Source organism: Aeromonas sp. R9-2 (genome assembly GCF_040908025.1).
Lineage (GTDB): Bacteria > Pseudomonadota > Gammaproteobacteria > Enterobacterales > Aeromonadaceae > Aeromonas > Aeromonas veronii.
In genome coordinates, this window is record NZ_JBFOCX010000003.1 from 21,854 (window position 1) to 44,748 (window position 22,895).

Sequence of the window (22,895 nt, forward strand, 5' to 3'; positions counted from 1 at the left end):
TTTGTGCTATCTGATTCACTCTTGGGCACTTTTTTATGTTCGGCCGGTGGCTCCCGGGTGCTCGCTTTCTTTTGTCTTGGCACCGAATATGGGACACTAGGCCGCCTGAAGGAGACCTAGTGCATGCGGCTATTCACCCTGATCCTGATCCTCCTGCTGGGGGGACTGCAATATGACCTCTGGCTGGGGAAGAACGGGCTATCCGATTATCAGAACCTGTCGGAGGCCATCTCGCAGCAACAGCGGGACAACCAGACTCTCAAGGATCGTAACGACCTCATTTACCGCGAGATAGATGATCTCACCTCTGGCCTCGAGGCCATCGAGGAGTTGTCGCGCAACGATCTGGGTTACATCAAGCAGGGGGAGACCTTCTACCGGATCATCCCCAAAGAGAAAGACAAAGAGACAGCGCCGGACGATGAGCCCTACGATGACTGATGCCAGCCGGGTATCCGGCCTGACGGCGATCGTCCCTGCCGCCGGTATCGGCAGCCGAATGGGGGCTGATTGCCCCAAGCAGTACCTGCAACTGGCGGGTAAAACCATTCTCGAACATACCCTGGAGCGGCTGCTCTCCCACCCGGCCATCGCCCAGGTGATCGTGGCGCTGGCGCCCCATGATCGCTGGTTCGAGGCCCTGCCCGTGGCGGCCGACCCGCGCATTGTGCGGGTAGAGGGAGGCGCCGAGCGCGCCTTTTCCGTCCTCAATGGTCTCCATGTGGCACAAGGGGAGTGGGTGCTGGTGCACGATGCGGCCCGTCCCTGTCTGACTCACGGCGATCTCGATGCGCTGATTGCCGCGGCCATGGGCTGTGGCGGCGCCATTCTCGGCAGTCGGGTGCGCGATACCATGAAACGCTCCGATGGGGAGGGCAATATCATCGCTACCGTCGAGCGCGAGCAGCTCTGGCATGCCCTGACGCCGCAGATGTTCCCGATCCGTGCCCTGAAGCGGGCGCTCGAAGAGGGGCTGCTGCTGGGCGCCACCATCACCGATGAGGCCTCCGCCATGGAGCGGGCCGGATTCACGGTGCGGATGGTGGAGGGGCGCGCCGACAATATCAAAGTGACCCGGCCGGAAGATTTGTCGCTGGCGGGGCTGTTTTTAAGCCAGCAGTCATAAGCCCCTCAGTCAGAACAGACCGTTCAGAGCAGAGTGTCTCGAACAAACAGGCCCGAACAAGGAGTTAGCATGATCCGGATTGGACATGGTGTGGACGTACACAAAATTGATGGGGTTGGTTTCAGCATGTTGGGAGGTTGCCGCTGATGATGCGCATTGGTCATGGTTTTGATGTTCATAAATTTGGTGGTGTTGGCCCCTGCATGCTGGGTGGCGTGCCGGTTCCCTACGAGCAGGGGCTGGTTGCCCACTCTGACGGCGATGTGGTGCTGCACGCGGTGAGCGATGCCCTGCTGGGGGCTATCGGTGCCGGTGACATCGGTCGCCACTTCCCCGATACCGCTGCCGAGTTCAAGGGGATCGACAGTCGCATCCTGCTGCGGGATGTCTTTGCCAAGGTACAGAAGGCGGGGTATGCCATCGGCAACCTGGATGTGACCATCATCGCCCAGGCCCCCAAAATGGCCCCCCATATCGACGCCATGTGCGCCGTGCTGGCCGCCGATCTGCAATGTGATTTGAACCGGGTGAACGTCAAGGCGACCACCACCGAACAGCTTGGGTTTACGGGGCGCAAGGAAGGGATCGCCACCGAAGCCGTCGTCCTACTGGTGAAACAATAATGCTGGAACAACTTGCCTATCTGCACGGGGCGCCCACCGCCCGCGGTATCCTCAAGGCCGAGGCCGCCGACTTCGTGGTGAATGAAGATCTCGGCTTCGAGCCCTGCGGTGAAGGGGAGCACATCTTCGTCCGGGTGCGCAAAACCGGTGAAAACACCGCCTGGGTAGCGGGTCTGCTGGCCGATGCGGCCGGAGTCAACCGCAATGCGGTGACCTGGGCGGGCCTGAAAGATCGTCACGCGGTGACCGAGCAGTGGTTCGGCATTCACCTGCCGGGCAAGGCCGAACCGGACTTGTCGGTTATCGAGAGCGACAGCATCCAGATCCTGCAAGCCAGGCGTCACAACCGCAAATTGCGGGTTGGCTACCTCAAGGGCAACCACTTCACCCTGCGTCTCACCGGTCTGGAACAGGCCGACGGGCTGGAAGCGCGCCTGCAGGCCATCGCCACTCAGGGCGTGCCCAATTACTATGGTGAGCAGCGTTTTGGCCGCGATGGCAACAACCTGGAAGCGGCCAAGGCGATGTTTGCCGGCAAGCGGATCAAGGATCGCAACAAGCGCTCCCTCTACCTCTCTGCCGCCCGCAGCATGCTGTTCAACGCCATTGTCAGCGCCCGTATCGAGCAGGGGCTGGCTCATCAGCTGCTGGCCGGTGATTGCGTGATGCTCAAGGGCAGCCACTCCATCTTCAGCGAAGAGAGCGTGACCCCCGAGCTGGAAGCGCGTCTCGCCTCCGGCGACGTGCAGCTTACCGCGCCCCAGTGGGGCCGTGGCCGTCTGGCCAGTCAGGGTGCCGCTGCCGAGTTCGAGCAGGGCGTGCTGGCCCCTTACAGCGATTGGTGTGACGGGCTGGAGAAAGCCGGGCTGGATCAGGACAGGCGCCCCCTGCTGCTCAAGCCGGAGCTGATGAGCTGGCAGTTGGACGGCGAGGCGCTGACCCTCTCCTTCTTCCTGCCGGCGGGCGCGTTTGCCACCAGCGTGGTGCGCGAGTTAATGCAGGCCGAAGAGGCCGATCACGGTTTCAGGAATCAGACCGATGCGAATTCTGGTCAGTAATGATGATGGTGTGCATGCCGAGGGCATTCGTGCCCTCAGCGAGGCGCTGCGTGCCTGCGGCGAGGTCATTGTGGTGGCGCCGGATCGCAATCGCAGCGGCGCGAGTCACTCCCTGACGCTGGAAGTACCGCTGCGGGTTACCCGCATCGCAGAAAACGGCTTTAATGGGTGCGAGAGCTATGCGGTGAAGGGAACGCCGACCGACTGCGTGCATCTGGCGGTCAACGAGCTGGTGCGTCCTGAACCCGACATGGTGGTTGCCGGCATCAACCACGGTGCCAACCTGGGGGATGATGTCATCTACTCGGGCACGGTCGCCGCGGCCACCGAGGGGCGCCATCTTGGCTACCCCTCCATCGCCATCTCGCTGGTGGGCAAGACCCACTTTGCCACGGCGGCCCACTATGCGGCCCTGCTGGTGAAGGGGCTGATGAAACACCCCCTGCCTGCCGATCAGATCCTCAACGTCAACGTGCCGGACTTGCCCCTCGAGCAGATCAAGGGGATCAAGACCACCCGCCTTGGCAATCGCCACCGGGCGGAGTCGGTGATCTGCACCGAGGATCCCCGTGGCCAGCCCATCTACTGGATCGGCCCCCCCGGTAGCCAGCAGGATGCCGGTGAAGGCACCGATTTTGCTGCCATCGAGCAGGGCTATGTCTCGATTACCCCCCTGACCATCGATATGACTGCCTATGACAGTCTCGCCGGTCTGGGGGCCTGGTTAGATCTGCAGGGATGAGGGTGGTGTGATAGTACAGCGCCTGTTAAATCAGCTCATTGCGCAGGATATTCGCGATTTTCGTGTGCTGGCGACCATCGCGAAAGTGCCGCGCCAGCTGTTCGTGGACGAGGCCATGGCGCACAAGGCGTGGGACAACACCGCCCTGCCCATTGGCCACGGCCAGACCATTTCGCAGCCCTATATGGTGGCGCGAATGACCGAGTTGCTGATGCAAAACAATCCGGCCCATGTGCTGGAGATTGGCACTGGCTCGGGCTACCAGACGGCGATCCTCGCCCATCTGGTGGAGCATGTGTATACCGTTGAGCGGATCAAGTCGCTGCAGTTCCAGGCCCGGCGCCGACTGCGCCAGCTCGATCTGCACAATGTCTCGGCCAAGCACGGCAACGGCTGGCTGGGGTGGCCCAACAAGGGGCCTTATGATGCCATTCTGGTGACGGCCGCGGCGAGCGAGATCCCGACGGCGCTCACCGATCAGCTGGCCGAAGGGGGCCGACTGGTGTTGCCCGTGGGTGACAGCCAGCAGACCCTGCAGCTGATCGAACGATCCGGATCCCAGCTGACCAGCCGTATTCTGGAGCCGGTACGTTTTGTTCCCCTGATTGACGGAGATGTTGAGTGAAGTTGTTTTCCCGTTTGTACGTACTGGTGATGCAGTGGGCTCGCCACAAGCATGCCCCCTGGTATCTCTCCATCACCGCTTTCATCGAGTCGGTATTCTGGCCGATCCCGGTGGATGTGATGCTGGCGCCGATGGCGCTCGCCAAGCCCCACAAGGCGTGGCACTACGCCACGCTGGCCACCCTCTTCTCTGTGCTGGGCGCCCTGTTTGGCTATGCCCTTGGCTATGCCCTGTGGGATCCGGTCGTGCTGCCACTGGTGGAGTCTGTGGGCTATCAGGACAAGATCGAGATTGCTCGCAACTGGTTTGAGCAGTGGGGGATCTGGGTCATTTTCATTGCCAGCTTCACCCCTATCCCCTACAAGGTGTTTACCGTGACGGCAGGGTTGTTGCAAATGGCTCTGCTGCCCTTCATCATCACCTCCCTCATCGGTCGTGGCATGCGCTTTTTCCTGGTTGCGGGCCTGATGCGTTGGGGTGGCGAGAAGATGGAACGCAAACTGATGCACTACGTAGATGTGCTCGGTTGGCTCTGTATTGGTCTGGCCGTGGTGGCCTATCTCTGGTTTAGTCGTTAAGGATCCATTATGCGTTCGCGTATTTGGCAAGGAAGCAGTGTCGTGGTGTTGTCATGGCTGCTGCTTGCCTGCTCCTCCAGTAAAAATGCAGCTCCGGTAGATGGTGTTGATGAGGGGCAGTTTGTCTCGACCATTCCGGCTCGCCAAAGCGGTGCCCAGGTCAGCGCCCCCATTCAGGGCGGCAGCTATGTGGTCAAGCGGGGCGATACCCTCTACTCCATCGCCTTCAACTCCGGCAACGACGTGCCGTCGCTGGCCAGCCTCAACAACATCAGCCCGCCCTACAACATCTATCCGGGGCAGCGACTGCGACTCGATGGTTCCAGCGCCAGTGTTGGCAGCAGCCGCAGTGCCGGTACCTATGAGGTGCGCCGCGGCGATACCCTGAGCAGCATCGGCCGCCAGTTCGGCATGACACCGCAGGCGCTGGCCCAGAGCAACAACCTGAGCGCCCCCTATGCGCTGCAGCCGGGTCAGGTGCTCAATGTCCAGACCGCAGGCGGCGGTTCGACCCAGATGGTGGCTGCGACTCGTCCGGCAACCGTGACGCCGGTGGCCGTGAGCCGTCCGAGCAGCGGTCCACGTCCGTTGGCCGAGCCGAGTGGATCTGGTCAGACCACGCCATTCATCTCTCAGAAATCCGTTGCTCCGGCAGCACCGAAGGAATACGCTCAGTCCAAAGAACAAAAAATAAACAACTCCCAGTCGAGACTTGCTTGGCATTGGCCCGCAAAAGGCCGGATTGTCGAGGGGTTCTCTGTTGCAGAACAGGGTAACAAGGGGATCGACATAGCCGGCCAGAAGGGGCAACCCGTCTACGCCGCCAGCAGCGGTAAAGTGGTATACGCTGGCAGTGCTTTAAGGGGGTACGGCAAGCTGATTATCCTCAAGCATGATGATGACTATCTCTCCGCTTACGCACACAACGACGAGTTGCGGGTGAAGGAAGGGGACAGCGTCAAGGGGGGCTCGGTCATTGCCAACATGGGTAGCACGGACGCGCCGGATGTGCGATTGCATTTCGAGATCCGGTACAGAGGCAAGTCGATCAATCCGATGAGCTATTTGCCAAAGCGTTAACCCCAGAGAGACCGTCTTACTCTGGTAACGTCAGGGAGACACACCATGAGCCAAGAACAACTGGTAATGCAGGATGCAGAGTTAGAGTTTGACGCTGAACCCGAATCTCACGAGGTAGAAGAGTTGCAGGAGGTAGCCGCCGAGGCGGACGAGACTATCTCCGATGAGTTGCTGGCACCTGAGCTGAATAAGGTGATGGATGCCACGCAACTCTATCTGGGGGAGATAGGTTTCTCCCCGCTGCTCACTGCCGAAGAGGAAGTCTACTACGCCCGTCGTGCCTTGCGCGGTGACAAAGCCGCCCGCAAGCGCATGATCGAGTCCAACCTGCGACTGGTGGTGAAAATCGCCCGTCGTTACAACAACCGCGGCCTGGTGCTGCTGGATCTTATCGAAGAGGGCAACCTCGGTCTTATCCGTGCGGTCGAGAAGTTTGACCCCGAGCGCGGCTTCCGTTTCTCCACCTATGCCACCTGGTGGATCCGCCAGACCATAGAGCGGGCCATCATGAACCAGACCCGTACCATCCGTCTGCCCATTCATGTGGTCAAAGAGTTAAACGTTTACCTGCGCACCGCGCGCGAACTCTCTCACCGTCTCGATCATGAACCGACCGCCGAGGATATCGCCTTCGCGCTGGATCGTTCGGTGGACGATGTGAATCGCATGCTCAAGCTCAACGAGAAGATCACCTCGGTGGATACCCCCATCGGCGGCGATCGCGACAAGGCGCTGCTGGATGTGCTCTCCGACGAGCGCGGCATGGGGCCTGAGCTGGAGTCACAGGAAGATGATATGCGTAGCAGCATCGTGCACTGGCTGGAGGAGCTCAATCCCAAGCAGCGGGAAGTGCTGGCCCGTCGTTTCGGTCTGCTGGGTTACGAGCCCGCCACCCTCGAGGATGTGGGGGCCGAGATTGGCCTGACCCGCGAGCGGGTACGTCAGATCCAGGTGGAGGGGCTGCGCCGTCTGCGGGAGATCCTGCTGAGCCAGGGGCTCTCCATCGAGGCGCTATTTCGTACCAATTAAGTCCGCACCAACTGATTAGCGCATCAGCCAGATAGCACGAGGGGAGCAACAGCTCCCCTCGTTTTTTATTGCCTGTTGTCTGGCGATAGCGGGCTGTTATACCAGCTCGGCCAGCATGGTGTCGGCGTAGGGCACCAGCGCTTCTCCCTTCTTCACCTTGGTGAGGTAGTCCGGGTTGGCGATAAGTGGACGACCGATGGCCACCAGATCGAAGCGGTTAGCCTCGATGGCCGCAGCGGCGCGCTCGGCGTCGTAGTTGCCCACCCCGACCAGATTGCCCTTGTAGTGGGCGCGCAGATAGTCGGAGGCGCGGCCACCCAGATAATCGAAGGTTAGGTTGTCATCGAAGATGCCGAGGTGGATATAGGCCAGCGGGCGATCGTTCAGCTTGCCCAGCAGGTAGTCGAACACGGCGCGATCTTCCGGGCTGCCCGCCAGATGGACATAGGCACCCGGGGAGAGGCGAATACCAACCCGATCACCGCCGATGCGGGTGCTGATGGCATCGACCACTTCCAGCGCGAAGCGGCTCATCTTTTCCGGGCTGCCACCATAGTTGTCGGTGCGCAGGTTGGTGGAGTGGTGCAGGAACTGGTCGATCAGGTAGCCGTTGGCACCGTGGATCTCCACCCCGTCAAAGCCCGCCTCGATGGCGTTGGCAGCGGCTTGGGCGTAATCCTGCACCAGCTGGGAGATTTCCGCCTCGGTCAGGGCACGCGGCACCTGATAGGTCAGCTCGCGCATGCGGGGCACTGTGCCCTCGTGCGCCACGGCAGAGGGGGCCAACACTTCAGCCTGATGGAAGAAGGGGTGGGAGAGGCGACCGACGTGCCACAGCTGGGCGAAGATCTTGCCGCCCTTGGCGTGCACGGCGCTGGTCACTTTCTTCCAGCCATCGATCTGCGCCTGGGTGAAGAGGCCCGGGGTATTGGGGTAACCCTGCGCGTCGGGGCGGATGATGACAGCCTCGGAAACAATCAGGCCGATGTCGGCGCGGCGGCCGTAATAGGCAGCCATCTGCTCGGTCGGCACCAGACCTGGGCCTGCCATGCAGCGGGTGAGTGGGGCCATCATGAAACGGTTGGCCAGGGTCAGAGTGTCATTGAGTCGATACGGCTGAAACAGGGTATTCATGATAGGTTGTCCTGAACGGGTTATTCTTGAACGTGCATTCAAGACGTTTTTTGCGTCGGGCGCAAGCTTTTTTTGAATGCGCGTTCAAGAAGGTTGGCCCGAGCGGGCGGCTGGGGTAAACTTGCCGCCCTTTCCAGCCACTCTTTATCGGCGGGCCCTGTTGCCCCTTGCCGGTGAACCATTTCCCACGGGAGGAACCATGCGCATAGCCGAGTTTGATCGGGACGAGGTACTGCGAAATGCCATGGAAGCGTTTCGCGCCAAGGGATATGCCAAGACCACCATGCAGGAGCTGGTGGCTGCCACCGGCCTGCACCCGGGCAGCATTTATGGCGCCTTTGGCAACAAGCGCGGCCTGCTGCTGGCGGCGGTGGATCACTATGTCGAGGGTAAACGCACCCTGCGCCGCTCCCTGCTCGACAACCCGAGCCCGCTGGCGGGCCTTGCGGCCTATCTCGACCGGATTGTAGGGGAGGCGCTCTGCGGCTCCTGTCTGGTGACTCGCACCATGATGGAGCTGAGCGAGCAGGATGAGGAGCTGACCCAGCGGGTCAAGGGGATCTATGGCGAGCTGGAGCAGGATCTGGCCGAGTTGCTGACACAGGCGCAGGCCAAGGGTGAACTGGCCCCGGATAGCAATATCCACACCCTCACCGCCCTGCTGCTGATCAACCTGCAAGGGTTGGTCACCTTCGCCCAGTGCCGCCCCGATCGCCCCCTGCTCGACGACGTAGTCGCCCAGCTGATGCGGGCCTTGCGGGCGTAACGCGATACCGCAGCAACAACAGTGGCTCCCTCGGGAGCCACTGTTGTTTGCGGGAGGGTTACCTCGGCCCCACCAGCTCTTTCATCAAATCTTTCAGCCACACCAGTGCCGGTTGCTGGGCGTGCACGGGGTGCCAGACGCAGTTGAGGTGATAATCTGGCACATCTTCGGGCAGCGGCAGGCTTTTCAGCGGCCAGTGGGTGGCGAGCAGCTCGGCTACCATGCTGGGCAGCACCAGCAGGTGATCGCTCTGGCTGACGATGGCGGCGGCGGACATATAACTCTGGCTGTTGACCGAGATGGTGCGGCTAAAGCCCTGACTCTTCAGATAGCGGTCGAGGCTCGCCTCCGAGGTGCCAAGGGGCGAGTGGAACACATGGGGCATGGCGATAAGCTGCTGCAAGGTGATGCGCTCCTGCCACTGGTAGGGGTCATCCTCGGCACCGGCGGGGGCCGATTTGGCAATGGGCAGATCGGCGCGCACCAGCCCGGCCAGCGGCTCGGTGAGCCAGGTCTCCTTGCCGAGATACCCCGGCACCTGCATGTACTCGTCAAAGCCCAGCACCAGATCGATCTCGCCGCTTGCCAGTTCCGCCTCCGGCAGGGTGTCGCGCAGGATGCGGATCTCGATGGTGACCCCCGGCGCCAGCCCTCTGAGCCGCTGAATAAGCGGCGGGATCAGCACGCACTCCACGTAGTCGGTAGTGCAGAGTACGAAGCGCCGCTTCGACTGGCTCGGCTCGAACTCTTCTTCCTCGGTGAGCTGCTGCTCCAGCAGCCGCAGCGCCTGCTGCACCCCGAGGTGCAGCCGCTGGGCGCGCGGGGTCGGCAGCATCCCCTGCGGGGTGCGCACCAGGAGCGGGTCGCCGAGAAAGGTGCGCAACCGGTTAAGGGAGTGGCTCATGGCGGGCTGGCTGATAAAAAGCGCCTCGGCGGCGCGGGTGACGCTCCCTTGCGTCATCAGGGCGTCAAACGCGAGCAGCAGATTGAGGTCGAGCTGGTGCAATTTCATGGGGGGATTATTCGCCGTGTTTATGGGACAATCCATCCTATTCATTTGATGGATGGGGGCGCAACGTCTTAATCTGCGACCCACTGTTATTTTTCCGGGTTCCCGCGCCGCATCAGGCGTAAACGGGGGCCTCAATCCATGCAAGGAGCCTTGCGATGAGCATCAAGACCATTAACTCCACGCCGGCCGCCGACGGCTTCACCATGCCCGCCGAGTGGGCGCACCAGCAGGCCGTCTGGATGATCTGGCCGTTTCGCCCGGACAACTGGCGCGTAGCCGGTCGCTTCGCGCAAGAGACCTTCGCCAAGGTGGCCGATGCCATCGGTGGCGCCACCCCGGTCTTTATGGGGGTGCCAGCCCGGTTTATGGAGCAGGCCCGCGCCATCATGCCCGCCCACGTCACTCTGGTCGAGATGAACAGCGATGACTGCTGGGCCCGCGATACCGGCCCGACCATCGTCACCAATGCGGCCGGCGAGTGCCGTGGGGTGGATTGGGGCTTCAACGCCTGGGGCGGTCACAAGGGCGGTCTCTACTACCCGTGGAATCAGGATGAAGAGGTCGCAGCCCAGATGCTGGCCCAGCACGGCATGGCTCGTTACGACGCGCCGCTGATTCTGGAAGGGGGCTCCATCCACGTCGATGGTGAAGGTACCTGCCTGACCACCGCCGAGTGCCTGCTCAACGAAAACCGCAACCCGCACCTGACCAAAGAGCAGATCGAAGCTCACCTGCGCGACTATCTGGGCGTCACCAGCTTTATCTGGCTGGACGAAGGCGTCTACATGGACGAAACCGACGGCCACATCGACAACATGTGCTGCTTCGTGCGTCCGGGTGAAGTGGCCCTGCACTGGACTGACGACCAGAACGATCCCCAGTACGCCCGCTCCGTAGCCGCCCTCAAGGTGCTGGAAGCGGCGGTCGATGCCAAGGGTCGCAAGCTGAAAGTGTGGAAGCTGCCCCAGCCGGGCCCGCTGTTCTGTACTGAAGAGGAGTCTGCCGGTGTCGAGAGCGGCAGCGGTGTGCCGCGCGAGGCCGAAGGCCGTCTGGCCGGTTCCTACGTGAACTTCCTCATCACCAACGATCGCATCGTCTATCCGCTGCTGGATGCCGCCACCGATGGCGAAGCCCAGCGCATTCTGGAAGAGATCTTCCCGGAGCACACCGTGATCGGCGTGCCGGCCCGCGAGATCCTGCTGGGCGGTGGCAATATTCACTGCATTACCCAGCAGATCCCTTCCGGCAAATAAGAACCGGTTCCGGTGAGTATTCAAAACCCCACGCCGTGGGGTTTTCTCTCTTGATGGTGTGATGGTCGCAGGTGCTGATGCGGCGATCATCATGACAAACAGTCACCCTTTTACAGGAGATCCTAAATGATCGAAGTGACCGAGGTTTCCATTGCCGAGCTGCGTGCCGCGCTCGAATCAGGCCGCACCACAGCGGTCGAACTGGTCAAGGCCTATCTGGCCCGTATAGAGGCCTACAACGGCCCCGAGACCGCCACCAAACTCAACGCCGTGGTGGTCGCCAATCCCGATGCGCTGAAAGAGGCCGAGGCTTCTGATGCCCGCCGTGCCCGTGGCGAGACCCTGGGGCCGCTCGACGGCATCCCCTACACCGCCAAAGACAGCTATCTGGTCAAGGGGCTGACAGCCGCCTCCGGTAGCCCGGCCTTCAAGGATCTGGTGGCCCAGCGCGATGCCTTTACCGTTGAGCGGCTGCGCGCCGCCGGTGCCATCTGCCTTGGCAAAACCAATATGCCGCCGATGGCCAATGGTGGCATGCAGCGCGGCGTCTATGGCCGTGCCGAGAGCCCCTACAACGCCGACTACCTGACCGCGCCCTTTGCCTCCGGCTCCTCCAACGGTGCCGGTACCGCCACCGCCGCCAGCTTCTCCGCCTTTGGTCTGGCCGAAGAGACCTGGTCGAGCGGCCGCGGCCCGGCCTCCAACAACGGTTTGTGTGCCTACACCCCGTCCCGTGGCGTCATCTCGGTGCGCGGCAACTGGCCGCTGACCCCGACCATGGATGTGGTGGTGCCCTATGCCCGCACCATGAATGATCTGCTGGAAGTGCTCGATGTGGTGGTCGCCGACGATAGCGATCCCCGTGGCGATCTGTGGCGCCTGCAGCCCTGGGTACAACTGCCCAAGGCCTCTGAAGTGCGTCCGGCCTCCTATCTGGATCTGGCTGCCAAGGCCGATGCCCTCAAGGGCAAGCGCCTCGGCGTGCCGCGCATGTTTATCAACAAGGATGAACTGGCCGGCACCAGCGAAAACCCCGGTATCGGCGGCCCGACCGGTCAGCGCATCCATACCCGCGAGACCGTGATTGCCCTCTGGGAAGATGCGCGCAAGGCGCTGGAAGCCGCTGGCGCCGAAGTCATCGAAGTGGACTTCCCGCTAGTCTCCAACTGCGAAGGTGACCGACCCGGCGCGCCGACCGTGTTCAATCGCGGTATCGTGAGTCCGGAGTTTCTCAACGACGAGTTGTGGGAGCTCTCCGGCTGGGCGTTCGACGACTTCCTGCGCGCCAACGGCGATCCCAAGTTGAACAAGCTTGAGGATGTCGATGGGCCGAAGATCTTCCCCCACGATCCGGGCACCCTGCCAAACCGCGAGGGCGATCTGGCGGCGGGCATGGATGAGTACGTCAATATGGCCAAGCGCGGCCTGAAATCCTGGGACGAGATCGCCACAGTGCCGGATGGCTTGCGCGCTCTGGAAAAGACCCGCAAGCTGGATCTGGAAGACTGGATGGACGGGCTCAAGCTCGACGCCGTGCTGTTCCCGACAGTGGCCGACGTCGCCCCGGCTGATGCGGATGTGAATCCGGCCTCTGCCGATATCGCCTGGAGCAATGGCATCTGGGTTGCCAACGGCAACCTCGCCATTCGCCACCTCGGCGTGCCGACCGTCACCGTTCCCATGGGGGTGATGGCCGATATCGGTATGCCGGTGGGGCTGACCTTCGCCGGTCGCGCCTATGACGACAACAACCTGCTGCGCTTCGCCTCGGCCTTCGAGTCCACCGGCAGCAAGCGTATGGTGCCGCCGCGGACGCCGCCGTTGGGGTGATTGTGGTTTGGTTTAAATAATCTCGTTTTACTTTGTGACAAAATTAAAAACCACCTGTTCTAGCAGGTGGTTTTATTTTATATATTGCACATCTAGGTGATGTATGGTGGTTAAGCTCCATGTGACCCTTTAATTGTTTTTTGAAATATAAAAGATATGACAGTGTTTTTAGTAGGAGATGAATTTTCTATATTCAGCTAAGAATAGCTTTCTTTTTTCTTGAGCATAGTTGTTATGTGGTTCAACTTGCAGAAAATAGTTTAATTTTCCGATTATTTCTTCAAATATCATTGGGTTTCGGCTTGATGAAACTGAGAAAGACGATCTTTCAAAATTATGTATTAATGATCTGAGAGATCTTTTAAACGGCTTTGGTACTTTTAATGTTCCGCTTGATATAGATATCCCTGTTATAATTTTCCGGCTTAATTTTAGTTTCAGCTTTGTTTTCTCATTATTTAATGAGAAGCCGTGTTGTCGAAGAATGTTTGAAATGTAAGATGGAAAGTTTTTGGGTATGTTCTTACCAGAAAACACAAGATCGTCTGCATATCTAGAGTATTTTAATCCCAATGATTTGGACAGTGCGCTCAGCCTTACATCAATCCTGTAGAAGATAGCATTACTTAGAATGGGGCTTGTTGGGGCTCCTTGCGGCAAAGAGTTATTACATGTAGTAAGATAAGATAATTGTTGCGATACTTCTAAAGTCAGTCCATTGAAAAGAAAGGTATCTAGCACCATTTGTCTTGTTATGGAACCGAAAAAATCCTCTATATCCATTGTTAGTATGCACTCACCATTCAAATGGTATTTGGCATTATCAATAAATGACTTTTCTTTTCTATATGAAAAACAAGCGTCGTGTATTTTAAGAAATTGTGATGATTTTTCTAAAATAATTCTTTGCAACTCAAGTAGTAGTGGGTACGGTGATTTTAACTCACGATATCCCCCTGATCGTTTCTTGATTCTAAATGTTCTATAAAAACTACTCGGAGAATGAGATATGGCAAACAAATTTGGAGATTGTTGTTCACTTATAGCTAATAATTCAAATATATCTTGGTTCATTTGATTGCGGCCAATTATAAGTGAGAGGGGCTACTAACTGATATTTCACTCGAAGTTTGTTAACGACAGTTAACAAACTTCACTGCACGCGCATCATCTTTTCGATGTGCGTGCAGTGGCTTGTTCAGTGGCTAAAAATAGCCTGAACGATAGAGGCGATAACACCTCATATTGCTAGCCCCTCTCGCTAAAAATCATAAATTTAAAGTCAGTGACGTGTCAACCAATTTATAGGGCTATTCAGTTTTTTTGGTTTTTTAGTTCTATATATAAAGTTGATTATTGACATTTTTTCATCATCTACAGGTAAAAGATAGATAGTCATATTGTCAAATTTAATTAAATCAAAATCACTTAAGAGGTGTATTGCTTTGAAAAGCGAAACTGGAGATATACGAAAACGATAGTGAAGATTGTATACAGTTAGCACTTCTTCATCTGATAATAGGGATTTCATAATGTGCTTCATGGCAATGAATATATCATCATCAAGTTCAGAGGTATTAACCCACTCTATGAAAAAGTGTTTCATATTGCTCGCCATTCGCTAATTTGGGCCACCAGAATATGGGGAAAACATTGTTTGGGCAGTTATCATTAATTGCACAGTATAAAGTTTCTGATCTACTGTAGCCTAGTGAATAATCTGATATTTTTTTGTTTATGTAATTTTTTCCTAGTTTCTCTTCTAACTCTTTCATTTCACTAACATTTTCAGCTATAGCATCCTGATCTAAACCAGGCATATCAGAGATTCCTCTTGTCAATATAAATGAGGAAAATGTATATTTTATTTCTATATCGTTATCTATTTTTTCAAGGCCTGAGAACATGCCAGCAAATGACATTATATGGAACTTTAGTGTTTCAACATTAATTTCTTTATAATGTTCTTTCAGTATTTTTATTACCCAATTTTTCTTTCTTAATACTTTGTCACCAGATCCTATAAAATCATCAAAAAGGATTATATCATTCCCATTTTTAATTTCTGCAACTCCTGCAGGTATACTTGGGTAAAATCTTGAATGCCATGTCTCTGCATCATGAAATTTGTTTTTTAAAACTTGGAGAGCAGCCGTAGATCCATCAACTTCTTTATCATTGGCTACACCAATAATTAGTGTGTTGGAGTTTTTAAATTGCCGCTCTTTCACAAATTTTGCTATTCTTCTGCAAGCCTCAAGTTGCTTTGATGAATCTAAAACGAAAAATTCAAAAATCAATTTTTTAATAAGGTTTTGTTGTTCTTCTCGGTCACATGCATTCCAGAGCGTATTTAAACTATCGTATTTGTGCTCGGGAACAACATCAGGCCTGCGCTCCATTATTTCGAAAAAATCCTCTAGTGATTTTTCCGTAACAATAGTATTCCTGATGTTCTGCGTTGATGTATTCATCTACGACCTTTAGTTACTATTTAAATAGATAATGTTTCACTGCATCAATACTTTCACTTATTGGGGAGTCTACCGTATATCAGGGGCTATATGAAGCCTTTATTATCCTGTATGTGAATGTTTAGGCTGAAATAGTGGAAAATAATACTTCCTGTATATTGGTATTTTTTCCCCCCCCTCATCCCCAGCCCTTCTCCCGCAAGGGGAGAAGGGAGCAAAACGGTTCAGCTGACTGTGCTTTACGTACGAGGTTCGGGTGGGGATATGAGGGGGTTGGAATTGGCTCGGACCATCCCCTCTCCCTCGGGAGAGGGTTAGGGTGAGGGGCTGCTATCTGTGTTGTCGTTTCGTTTTGAGCCTTTACCTCTCTCCACTTCCCGCACCGTCGATCGCCATATTGGTCGTGGCTCGCTGCCGCCCCCCCCCTGATTTTTCTGACTTCCACCTGACTTACCCCAGACTTCACCTTCTCTTCACACAGCCTCATTTTCCCCTCACAAATCCCCCGTATCTTCTGCCCACTGCTTAAAAGGCCCGGCTGGCCACAGGGGTGGCGAGGGGCGGTTGGTTCGAGGGAGCAAGATGATGAAAGGTTGGATGAAGTGCGGATTGGCCGGGGCCGTGGTGCTGATGGCGAGTTTCTGGGGCGGCAGCGTTCGGGCGGCGGGGATGTCGCTGACACAGGTGAGCGGCCCTGTCTATGTGGTGGAGGACAACTACTACGTCAAAGAGAACTCCATGGTCTATTTCGGGGCCAAGGGGGTGACGGTGGTGGGGGCGACCTGGACGCCGGATACTGCCCGCGAGCTGCACAAGCTGATCAAACGGGTCAGCAGCAAGCCGGTGCTGGAGGTGATCAACACCAACTACCACACCGATCGGGCGGGCGGTAACGCCTACTGGAAGTCCATCGGCGCCAAGGTGGTGGCGACGCGCCAGACCCGGGATCTGATAAAGAGCGACTGGGCCGAGATTGTCGCCTTTACCCGCAAGGGGCTGCCGGAGTATCCGGATCTGCCGCTGGTGCTGCCCAACGTGGTGCATGATGGTGACTTCACCCTGCAAGAGGGCAAGGTACGCGCCTTCTACGCGGGCCCGGCCCACACGCCTGACGGCATCTTTGTCTACTTCCCCGACGAGCAGGTGCTCTATGGCAACTGCATCCTCAAGGAGAAGCTGGGCAACCTGAGCTTTGCCAATGTGAAGGAGTATCCGCAGACCATCGAGCGACTCAAGGCGATGAAGCTGCCGATCAAGACGGTGATTGGCGGTCACGACTCGCCGCTGCACGGCCCCGAGCTGATTGATCACTACGAGGAGCTGATCAAGGCGGTGCCGCAGTCATAAGGGTTGCGCGACAGACTGGCTGCAAGCCGTGCCATCGCTGCAATCAGCAGCCATAACGGCACACCACAAAACGCCCGCTTTCAGGAAATAAGCGGGGGTTTTGCTGTTGCGGCTTTTCTGCGGCCACTTATTGCGGGCGTTGGCACTGCGAGATTAAGGCTGTTCAAGGGAGGGAGGCTTTCATAAGATGGCCTTCTCTCTTTTCCCTGAAAGTTATCCATTTTCGTTATGCAATACGCCTCTCTCGCGCGCCTCAAGCAGGCCTTTATCACCGGGATGTGGGCCTCGCTGGTCAGCATCGTTATCGGCTTCGCCTTCAAGGTGTGGCTGGCGCAGTGGATCGCCAAGGGGGAGCTGGCGCTGTTCAACAGCGTGGTGGATTTGATCTCCCTCTCCTTTATCCTGATGACTGGTTTTCGCTCCTCCATGGTGGTGAGCTACTCCCAGACCAAAAACGATCGGGACATCATCAATATCTTTCGCTACTTCCTTATCGGTATTGTGCTGCTCACCTGGGGAGCGGTGATCCCCTATATCAAGCACGGGCTTCATATCCGGGTGGAGTATCTGCAACTGGTGGGGGTCATCTTCGGGCTGGGGCTCAAGGTCTACTTCACCAATCTGGTGGCCATGTACCGGATGTATGCGCTCTCCAACCGGGTCACCTGGCTGGAGCCGCTGGCCAACGGTCTGCTGTTTATGGCCTGCTACTTTGGGCTGGGGATGGATGCGCTCCCTTCGCTCTTCTACGGGCTGACCTTCTCGTCGCTCGCCATCGCCGGTTATATGTATGTTTCGCGGCGCCGGGCCATCGCCACCAGGCCACTCGCCAAGGTGGCGCTCGGCCCCGAGATGGTGAGCTATGTGAAGAAGAGCTTTACCGCCTCCCTGGAGGCGGGGGCCAGCATCCTGATGATCTACATCACTGTGCTGCTCACCATCCGCCACTTCAGCATCGACGAGCTGGGGGATTTTCAGGTGGTGGTGCGCCCCATCTTTACCTATATGACCACCTTGTTTGTCTTCCCCATCTACCGCTTTGTGCTGCCGGAGCTGGCGGTCAATCTGCGCAATGGCGATCACCGCCAGATCAGGATGATCCGGCGCTGGATCTTCCGCCTCTCCGCCATCGTCAGTCTGGCCTTCTTTGGCTTGATGCTGCTGGCGGGCAAGCCGCTGGTGCTGCTGTTCTTCCCCGCCGACTACGTGGGGGCGGTGCCGGTGCTGTTCCACTTCTCCATCTTCTTTATCTTTATGATGCTCAACGGCTATCAGCTCGCCTATATCAAGGCTCACGGTCACTTTACCCGGAGTTTGCTGATCCGGCTGGCTGGCATAGTGGCGCTGGTCGCTGCCTACTATCTGGTGGCCGAGTTCACCGCCAACGTGGTGGCGATTATCGTGGCGCTGGGCCTCGGTTATATGGTGATGTTTATCCTCTCGAGCCTGGCGGAGCGGCAAATTTTGCGATCCCTGCCACTGGTGCTGGCGACCCGCTAGGGTGTGACTCGCCAAGTGCAGACACCTGTCAGATAACAAAAAACGCCCGTGCGGGCGTTTTTTATTGGCGGTGCAGGGCAGGCTTAACGCTTGCCCTTGCCACCCTTGCTGCCAGCGAGGGCCTGCTTTCTGGCGCGCTGCTTCTGGGCCGCCTTGCTGTTGCGGCGCGGCTCGGGCTCAAAGCGGGTGAGATCCGGCTCAAAGCCCGGGAACCACTGTTGGGGCAAACGGGTGTCGAGTACCGCTTCCACCTTCTCCAGCAGGGGCGCATCTTCCGGGCTGAACAGGGTAATGGCGAGCCCCTTGTTGCCGGCACGGCCGGTGCGACCGATACGGTGGACGTAATCCTCGGCCACAAACGGGAACTCGAGGTTAATCACATAGTTGAGATCCGTAATATCGAGGCCGCGGGCCGCCACGTCGGTGGCGACCAGCGCCTGCAGGGTGCCGGCGCGAAACTCCAGCAGCACCTTCTCCCGCGCGCTCTGCGACAGATCGCCGTGGAAGGCCAGCGCATTGATGCCCGCTTTGCCAAGCTGCTGGGCCAGCTTGTCGGCCCCTTGACGGGTGCGGCTGAAGATGAGTGCCGGTGCCCACCCTTTCACTTTCAGCATGTGTTCGACCAGCGCCAGCTTGCGATCGCTGTCCACCGTGTAGACCCGCTGCTCCACCTCGGCCGCCGTGGTGTTACGCGGTGCCACTTCAATCAGCTCGGGGTCGCGCAGCAACACCTTGCAGAGGGCAAACAGGTTGTCGTCGCAGGTGGCGGAGAAGAGCAGGGTCTGGCGATCCGCCGGGATCTGTTTGAGCAGCGCCTTGATCTCGTCCATAAAGCCCATGTCGAGCATGCGATCCGCTTCGTCAAACACCAGATGGCGCAGGCTATCCAGGCTCAATGCCCCCTGACGCAGATGGTCGAGCAGACGGCCCGGGGTGGCGATCAGGATATCCACTCCGGCCTGAAGCGCCTCTACCTGAGCCGCGATACTCACCCCGCCGTAGACCAGCGTGCTGGTGAGACCTGTCCCCTGGCCGTAGCGCGCCACGCTCTCGGCGACTTGCACTGCCAGCTCGCGGGTCGGCACCAGCACCAGCGCGCGGATTGGGCGTTGGGACTCCATTTGCGGCTGCGCAAGCAACTGCTCCAGCAGCGGCAGCACAAAGGCGGCGGTCTTGCCGGTGCCGGTTTGGGCCCCCGCCATCAGATCCCGCCCCGCCAGAATGACCGGGATGGCGCGAGCCTGAATGGGGGTGGGGGCGGCATAGCCCAGTTCGCTCAGGGTCTGCTGCAGACGGGGGGAGAGGGCCAGTTCGGCAAAAGAGGCTGTGGACATAGGGGCACCAGTCGGGGTTATCGCGGCCTGCGGCCACGATGCAGTGAGTGATCGTGGCCGCGATGGTAACAGAAGCTGGGGGAGCGGCAGAAGGCGGCTATGCCTCTGCGTCGTCCGGCAACGGGCGGATCAGCCGGATCTTTTTGCCCTCGTAGCAGGCGATGTTGTGCTTGCCGTGCTGTTTGACGTGGTAGAGCAGCTCGTCGGCCAGATGCACCGCCTCGGTGACGGTGAGATAGTCACGAATGCGGATCACCCCGGCGGAGAAGGTGATGGGGGTGGGCAGCTCGGGGATCCCCAATGGGCGATCCAGCAGGCGACCAGCCGAGTGGATCATCATCTCGTCATCCTCCATCCCCTTGAACAGCACGATAAACTCCTCGCCACCCCAGCGGATGGCGCTGTCCACCTTGCGGATATTGCTTCTGAGATGGCGGGCAAAGGCGACCAGTGCCAGATCACCAACGCTATGGCCATAGGTGTCGTTGATCGATTTGAAGTTGTCGATATCGAGGATCATCAGGTAGTCGTGCTCGTGGAGCAGACTCTGGCAGAGCACATCCCGGCGTGGCAGTCGGGTCAGGTGGTCGGTGTGCGCCAGGGTGCGCAGCCGCAGGTAGATCTGCTTCCAGGCCACCATGCCCATCAACAGCACGATGAGATAGACCTTGAAGGCCGCACTTTGCAGGGCCAGCTTGACGAAATCGAACCAGCTGTAGGACCACTTCAGATAGAGATCATCCCCCGCCTTGGTGCGCATAAAGGGTTTGCTCAGGCAGATATGCCTCGGGCGGCAGGGCTCGGCTGCTTCAAACGATATGTTGGTGCGGGTCGGGTTGATGGTATCGAAGGGTCGCAGCACATCGTTAAATGCTTCATCGACGGCGATATCGATACCGAGCAGCCCGTATTTGTAACCGCCGCGCCCCGACTGATGGATGAAGGGGAAGTACATCACTATGGTGTTGCGCATGCTGAAGCTGTCGATCTCGATATCGGAGACAAAGGCTTCATCGGTGCTGCACAAGGGGCGGCCGGGCGCAAAGTTGGCGCAACCGAAGTAGTGATACCAGGCGGGCAGGGTCATCAGATCCACCTTGATCGGCGCCAGTCTGGCAGGCAGCACATTGTTGTCGGCCACCATGCCGATCAGCCGGTAGTCATTCCAGATGGTGTAGATGTTGATCACCTCCGGATAGGAGAGGGCATAGCGGAAGGTGTTGAGGATATTGGCTGCCGGGTATTGCAGCGGAATATCGGCAAAGCGGTATTTGCTTTTGAGGTCATACCCGTAGAGATAGTCGCTGCCGACGCTATTCGGGAGCGGTGGCTGATCGAGCAGATGGTGCTGTGCCAGATAGCTGGTGATGTTCTCCACCTTGAGGATTTTGGCTCGCTGGTAGAAGACCTCGAACACGTTCTTCTGTCTGGCGGTGATGAGATCCATGTCGTGCTGGATAGTGAGATAGGTGTAGTAGAAGACAGTGCCCAATCCGGTCAGGGCGAGCAGGGCCAATCCGGCCACTTTGACGATGAACTGGCGAGCAAACGCCGGTGGCCAGCGCAAGGCTGGGGGGTTACCTGAAAATAAGGTCATAGGTGTCTGGTTAGAGTACCGATAGGGGCGCGGGCGCCATACGGGCAAAGTATACGCGAATGAAATCCCGACAGGATCTACCGACAAACCTTGCCAGAAGCTGAAGCCCTCACCACTTATTTATCCCTACTCCACGATCAGCACGCTCTCGCTGGCCAGATGGTGCAGCCACTCCCTGACGATCAGCAGCACGGCGGCAAAGTGCTCGTCGCGGGGCAGCAAGCTGGCGGCGAGGGGATCCCCTTCCGCCATGGCAGCCAGCTGGCCAAAGGCTTGCTCCACCAGATCCCGGTCGAGCTGGTTGTCCCCCAGCGCTTCGGCCAGCGACGGCTGGCTGCGCAGGGTCAGCTGCAAGCCGGGCGGGATCTGTGGGGCGATGCGCATCAGCTCATCTTCCACCACCATGATGGCCCGCTCCAGTTCGAGCGGGGTGGGTGGCGCATTGCGAAACGGTCCGGGCTGGATGGCGTGGGTGCCAAAGGCCAGCGGGTAGTGTGACGGGGCCGCATCTGGCTGGCTCAGCCAGAGCTGACTGCTCTGTTCACCAATCTCCAGCAGCAGGGTCATCATCTGCGGTACGGGTTGTGTCATGGTGCTGAGCTCCTGTATTGTAAACGTTTTCCCATTCTGCCTTTGATACCCCCGCTGTCGCCGTTTGGCGAGCACAATTTCTGCGAGTCGTCCCTCACTTTGTTGCAAACCCCTTGCAAAAAAATCCATTGGTGGCAGTCTGGATGTCTAAATGGCTTTCGCCGTTTCGTTATCCTCAGATGATTCAGGAGTTCAGATATGGATATTCGCACCGCTCCCCGCGCCATCGCGCTCGCTCTCATGCTGGCAAGCGGCATCGCCGCCGCCAACGAAGCGCTGGTGATCCAGACCGATTTCGGCCTCAAAGATGGCGCCGTGTCGGCCATGAAGGGGGTTGCCTTCGGGGTGGACCGCACTCTGCCGCTCTATGACCTGACCCACGAGATCCCGGCTTACAACATCTGGGAAGCCTCCTACCGCCTCTACCAGACCCTGCAGTATTGGCCCAAGGGGACCGTGTTTGTCAGCGTGGTTGATCCCGGTGTCGGCACCGAGCGCAAGTCAGTAGTGCTCAAGACCAGGAGCGGCCACTACATCGTGACCCCGGACAACGGCACCCTGACTCTGGTGGCCGAGCACTTCGGTATCGAGGCGGTGCGCCAGATTGACGAGAAGCTCAACCGCCTCAAGGGCTCCGAAAAGTCCTACACCTTCCATGGCCGCGATGTGTACGCCTATACCGGCGCGCGGCTCGCCTCCGGCGCCATCAGCTATGAGCAGGTCGGCCCGCTGCTGCCCGCCGAAGTGGTGAAGATCCCCTATCAGCCTGCGGTCGCCGAGAAAGATGGCACCCTCAAGGGCACCATCCCGATCCTCGATGTGCAGTATGGCAACGTCTGGACCAATATCGACGATGCCCTGCTGACCAAGGCGGGGATCAACAAGGGGGATAACGCCTGCATCAAGATCCGCGAAGGGGATGTGGTCAAATATGACGGCAAGGCCCCTTACGTCAGCAGCTTCGGTGATGTGCCGGAAGGTCAGCCGCTGGTCTACCTCAACAGCCTGCTGCAGGTGTCGGTGGCGCTGAACATGGACAGCTTCGCCGCCAAGCATCAGGTGCAATCCGGTGCCAACTGGCATATCAGCCTGAAGAAGTGCTCCTGAAGATTGTCGGGCTTTCGACAAGCGGGTTTGAAGCAAGAGAGGGCAGCCAAAGAGGCTGCCCTCTCTCATTGGGTGGTAAGGCGTTGCTG

At 58.1% G+C, this 22,895-nt stretch carries 23 protein-coding genes; 15 read left to right on the forward strand and 8 right to left on the reverse strand.

Annotated features, from left to right (window positions below):
• Nucleotides 1-123 precede the first annotated feature (123 nt).
• The 9 genes from ftsB to rpoS all read left to right on the forward strand — a co-directional run bounded on the left by ftsB (nucleotide 124) and on the right by rpoS (nucleotide 6,861).
• The gene (gene ftsB, locus AB5Y71_RS00990; protein WP_005335520.1) at nucleotides 124-441 is read left to right on the forward strand and encodes a cell division protein FtsB; all 318 of its coding nucleotides are present in this window, start codon (nucleotides 124-126) and stop codon (nucleotides 439-441) included.
• Nucleotides 434-1,126, forward strand: a complete 693-nt coding sequence (ispD, locus tag AB5Y71_RS00995; protein ID WP_368170780.1) for a 2-C-methyl-D-erythritol 4-phosphate cytidylyltransferase — start codon at nucleotides 434-436, stop codon at nucleotides 1,124-1,126. The genes ftsB and ispD overlap by 8 nt, the downstream gene beginning before the upstream one ends.
• 146 nt (nucleotides 1,127-1,272) lie before the next feature.
• On the forward strand, nucleotides 1,273-1,749 hold the full coding sequence (gene ispF / locus AB5Y71_RS01000) for a 2-C-methyl-D-erythritol 2,4-cyclodiphosphate synthase (protein ID WP_368170781.1): 477 nt from the start codon (nucleotides 1,273-1,275) through the stop codon (nucleotides 1,747-1,749).
• A complete protein-coding gene (truD, locus tag AB5Y71_RS01005) occupies nucleotides 1,749-2,807 on the forward strand; it encodes a tRNA pseudouridine(13) synthase TruD (RefSeq protein ID WP_182963293.1) in 1,059 nt (352 codons plus the stop codon). Before ispF ends, truD begins: the two co-directional genes overlap by 1 nt.
• Entirely contained in the window at nucleotides 2,788-3,549 is a 762-nt protein-coding gene (surE, locus tag AB5Y71_RS01010) for a 5'/3'-nucleotidase SurE (RefSeq protein WP_005335515.1), read from the forward strand. The genes truD and surE overlap by 20 nt, the downstream gene beginning before the upstream one ends.
• Nucleotides 3,550-3,556: 7 nt before the next feature.
• Complete coding sequence (locus tag AB5Y71_RS01015) at nucleotides 3,557-4,174, forward strand: protein-L-isoaspartate(D-aspartate) O-methyltransferase (RefSeq protein ID WP_005335507.1); 618 nt, start codon at nucleotides 3,557-3,559, stop codon at nucleotides 4,172-4,174.
• Nucleotides 4,171-4,752: a YqaA family protein gene (locus tag AB5Y71_RS01020; protein ID WP_181222734.1), complete on the forward strand. Its 582-nt coding sequence runs from the start codon at nucleotides 4,171-4,173 to the stop codon at nucleotides 4,750-4,752. The genes AB5Y71_RS01015 and AB5Y71_RS01020 overlap by 4 nt, the downstream gene beginning before the upstream one ends.
• Nucleotides 4,753-4,761: 9 nt before the next feature.
• Nucleotides 4,762-5,832 (forward strand): LysM peptidoglycan-binding domain-containing protein, encoded by a 1,071-nt coding sequence (locus AB5Y71_RS01025; RefSeq protein WP_042081491.1) that lies wholly within the window; start codon nucleotides 4,762-4,764, stop codon nucleotides 5,830-5,832.
• 45 nt (nucleotides 5,833-5,877) lie between these two features.
• Entirely contained in the window at nucleotides 5,878-6,861 is a 984-nt protein-coding gene (rpoS, locus tag AB5Y71_RS01030; protein WP_005335504.1) for an RNA polymerase sigma factor RpoS, read from the forward strand.
• Between the two features lie 96 nt (nucleotides 6,862-6,957).
• On the opposite strand, the gene AB5Y71_RS01035 is transcribed toward rpoS, so the two are convergent.
• Nucleotides 6,958-7,995: an alkene reductase gene (locus tag AB5Y71_RS01035; protein ID WP_368170782.1), complete on the reverse strand. Its 1,038-nt coding sequence runs from the start codon at nucleotides 7,993-7,995 to the stop codon at nucleotides 6,958-6,960.
• Nucleotides 7,996-8,194: 199 nt separating this feature from the next.
• Here AB5Y71_RS01035 and AB5Y71_RS01040 point away from each other — a divergent pair, with 199 nt between their 5' ends.
• Nucleotides 8,195-8,761 (forward strand): TetR/AcrR family transcriptional regulator, encoded by a 567-nt coding sequence (locus AB5Y71_RS01040; protein WP_005335495.1) that lies wholly within the window; start codon nucleotides 8,195-8,197, stop codon nucleotides 8,759-8,761.
• A gap of 58 nt (nucleotides 8,762-8,819) precedes the next feature.
• Here the strand turns inward: AB5Y71_RS01040 and AB5Y71_RS01045 are convergent, their stop codons facing one another.
• Nucleotides 8,820-9,773 (reverse strand): LysR family transcriptional regulator, encoded by a 954-nt coding sequence (locus AB5Y71_RS01045; RefSeq protein WP_368170783.1) that lies wholly within the window; start codon nucleotides 9,771-9,773, stop codon nucleotides 8,820-8,822.
• A gap of 155 nt (nucleotides 9,774-9,928) precedes the next feature.
• Here AB5Y71_RS01045 and aguA point away from each other — a divergent pair, with 155 nt between their 5' ends.
• Both aguA and AB5Y71_RS01055 read left to right on the forward strand, forming a co-directional pair.
• Entirely contained in the window at nucleotides 9,929-11,026 is a 1,098-nt protein-coding gene (gene aguA / locus AB5Y71_RS01050) for an agmatine deiminase (protein WP_199416432.1), read from the forward strand.
• Nucleotides 11,027-11,152: 126 nt separating this feature from the next.
• Nucleotides 11,153-12,856: an amidase gene (locus AB5Y71_RS01055; protein WP_368170784.1), complete on the forward strand. Its 1,704-nt coding sequence runs from the start codon at nucleotides 11,153-11,155 to the stop codon at nucleotides 12,854-12,856.
• A 168-nt stretch (nucleotides 12,857-13,024) separates the two neighbouring features.
• Here AB5Y71_RS01055 and AB5Y71_RS01060 read toward each other — a convergent pair whose 3' ends face one another.
• The 3 genes from AB5Y71_RS01060 to AB5Y71_RS01070 all read right to left on the reverse strand — a co-directional run bounded on the left by AB5Y71_RS01060 (nucleotide 13,025) and on the right by AB5Y71_RS01070 (nucleotide 15,330).
• Complete coding sequence (locus tag AB5Y71_RS01060) at nucleotides 13,025-13,930, reverse strand: reverse transcriptase family protein (protein WP_368170785.1); 906 nt, start codon at nucleotides 13,928-13,930, stop codon at nucleotides 13,025-13,027.
• Between the two features lie 208 nt (nucleotides 13,931-14,138).
• Nucleotides 14,139-14,462: a hypothetical protein gene (locus tag AB5Y71_RS01065; RefSeq protein WP_368170786.1), complete on the reverse strand. Its 324-nt coding sequence runs from the start codon at nucleotides 14,460-14,462 to the stop codon at nucleotides 14,139-14,141.
• The gene (locus AB5Y71_RS01070; protein ID WP_368170787.1) at nucleotides 14,434-15,330 is read right to left on the reverse strand and encodes a hypothetical protein; all 897 of its coding nucleotides are present in this window, start codon (nucleotides 15,328-15,330) and stop codon (nucleotides 14,434-14,436) included. The genes AB5Y71_RS01065 and AB5Y71_RS01070 overlap by 29 nt, the downstream gene beginning before the upstream one ends.
• A gap of 582 nt (nucleotides 15,331-15,912) precedes the next feature.
• Here AB5Y71_RS01070 and AB5Y71_RS01075 point away from each other — a divergent pair.
• Together AB5Y71_RS01075 and AB5Y71_RS01080 are read left to right on the forward strand one after the other, a co-directional pair.
• Nucleotides 15,913-16,677: a CphA family subclass B2 metallo-beta-lactamase gene (locus tag AB5Y71_RS01075; RefSeq protein ID WP_368170788.1), complete on the forward strand. Its 765-nt coding sequence runs from the start codon at nucleotides 15,913-15,915 to the stop codon at nucleotides 16,675-16,677.
• 228 nt (nucleotides 16,678-16,905) lie between these two features.
• Nucleotides 16,906-18,177, forward strand: a complete 1,272-nt coding sequence (locus AB5Y71_RS01080; protein WP_368170789.1) for a hypothetical protein — start codon at nucleotides 16,906-16,908, stop codon at nucleotides 18,175-18,177.
• Nucleotides 18,178-18,260: 83 nt separating this feature from the next.
• Here the strand turns inward: AB5Y71_RS01080 and AB5Y71_RS01085 are convergent, their stop codons facing one another.
• From AB5Y71_RS01085 to AB5Y71_RS01095, 3 genes are all read right to left on the reverse strand, one after another.
• Nucleotides 18,261-19,511 carry a DEAD/DEAH box helicase gene (locus tag AB5Y71_RS01085; protein ID WP_368170790.1) on the reverse strand — a complete coding sequence of 417 codons (1,251 nt, stop codon included), beginning with the start codon at nucleotides 19,509-19,511 and terminating at the stop codon, nucleotides 18,261-18,263.
• Nucleotides 19,512-19,608: 97 nt separating this feature from the next.
• A complete protein-coding gene (locus AB5Y71_RS01090; protein WP_368170796.1) occupies nucleotides 19,609-21,078 on the reverse strand; it encodes a GGDEF domain-containing protein in 1,470 nt (489 codons plus the stop codon).
• Between the two features lie 156 nt (nucleotides 21,079-21,234).
• The gene (locus tag AB5Y71_RS01095) at nucleotides 21,235-21,699 is read right to left on the reverse strand and encodes a hypothetical protein (protein ID WP_368170791.1); all 465 of its coding nucleotides are present in this window, start codon (nucleotides 21,697-21,699) and stop codon (nucleotides 21,235-21,237) included.
• 198 nt (nucleotides 21,700-21,897) lie between these two features.
• Between AB5Y71_RS01095 and AB5Y71_RS01100 the strand changes: the two genes are divergently transcribed.
• Nucleotides 21,898-22,806, forward strand: a complete 909-nt coding sequence (locus tag AB5Y71_RS01100) for an S-adenosyl-l-methionine hydroxide adenosyltransferase family protein (RefSeq protein WP_019446189.1) — start codon at nucleotides 21,898-21,900, stop codon at nucleotides 22,804-22,806.
• Nucleotides 22,807-22,895 lie beyond the last annotated feature (89 nt).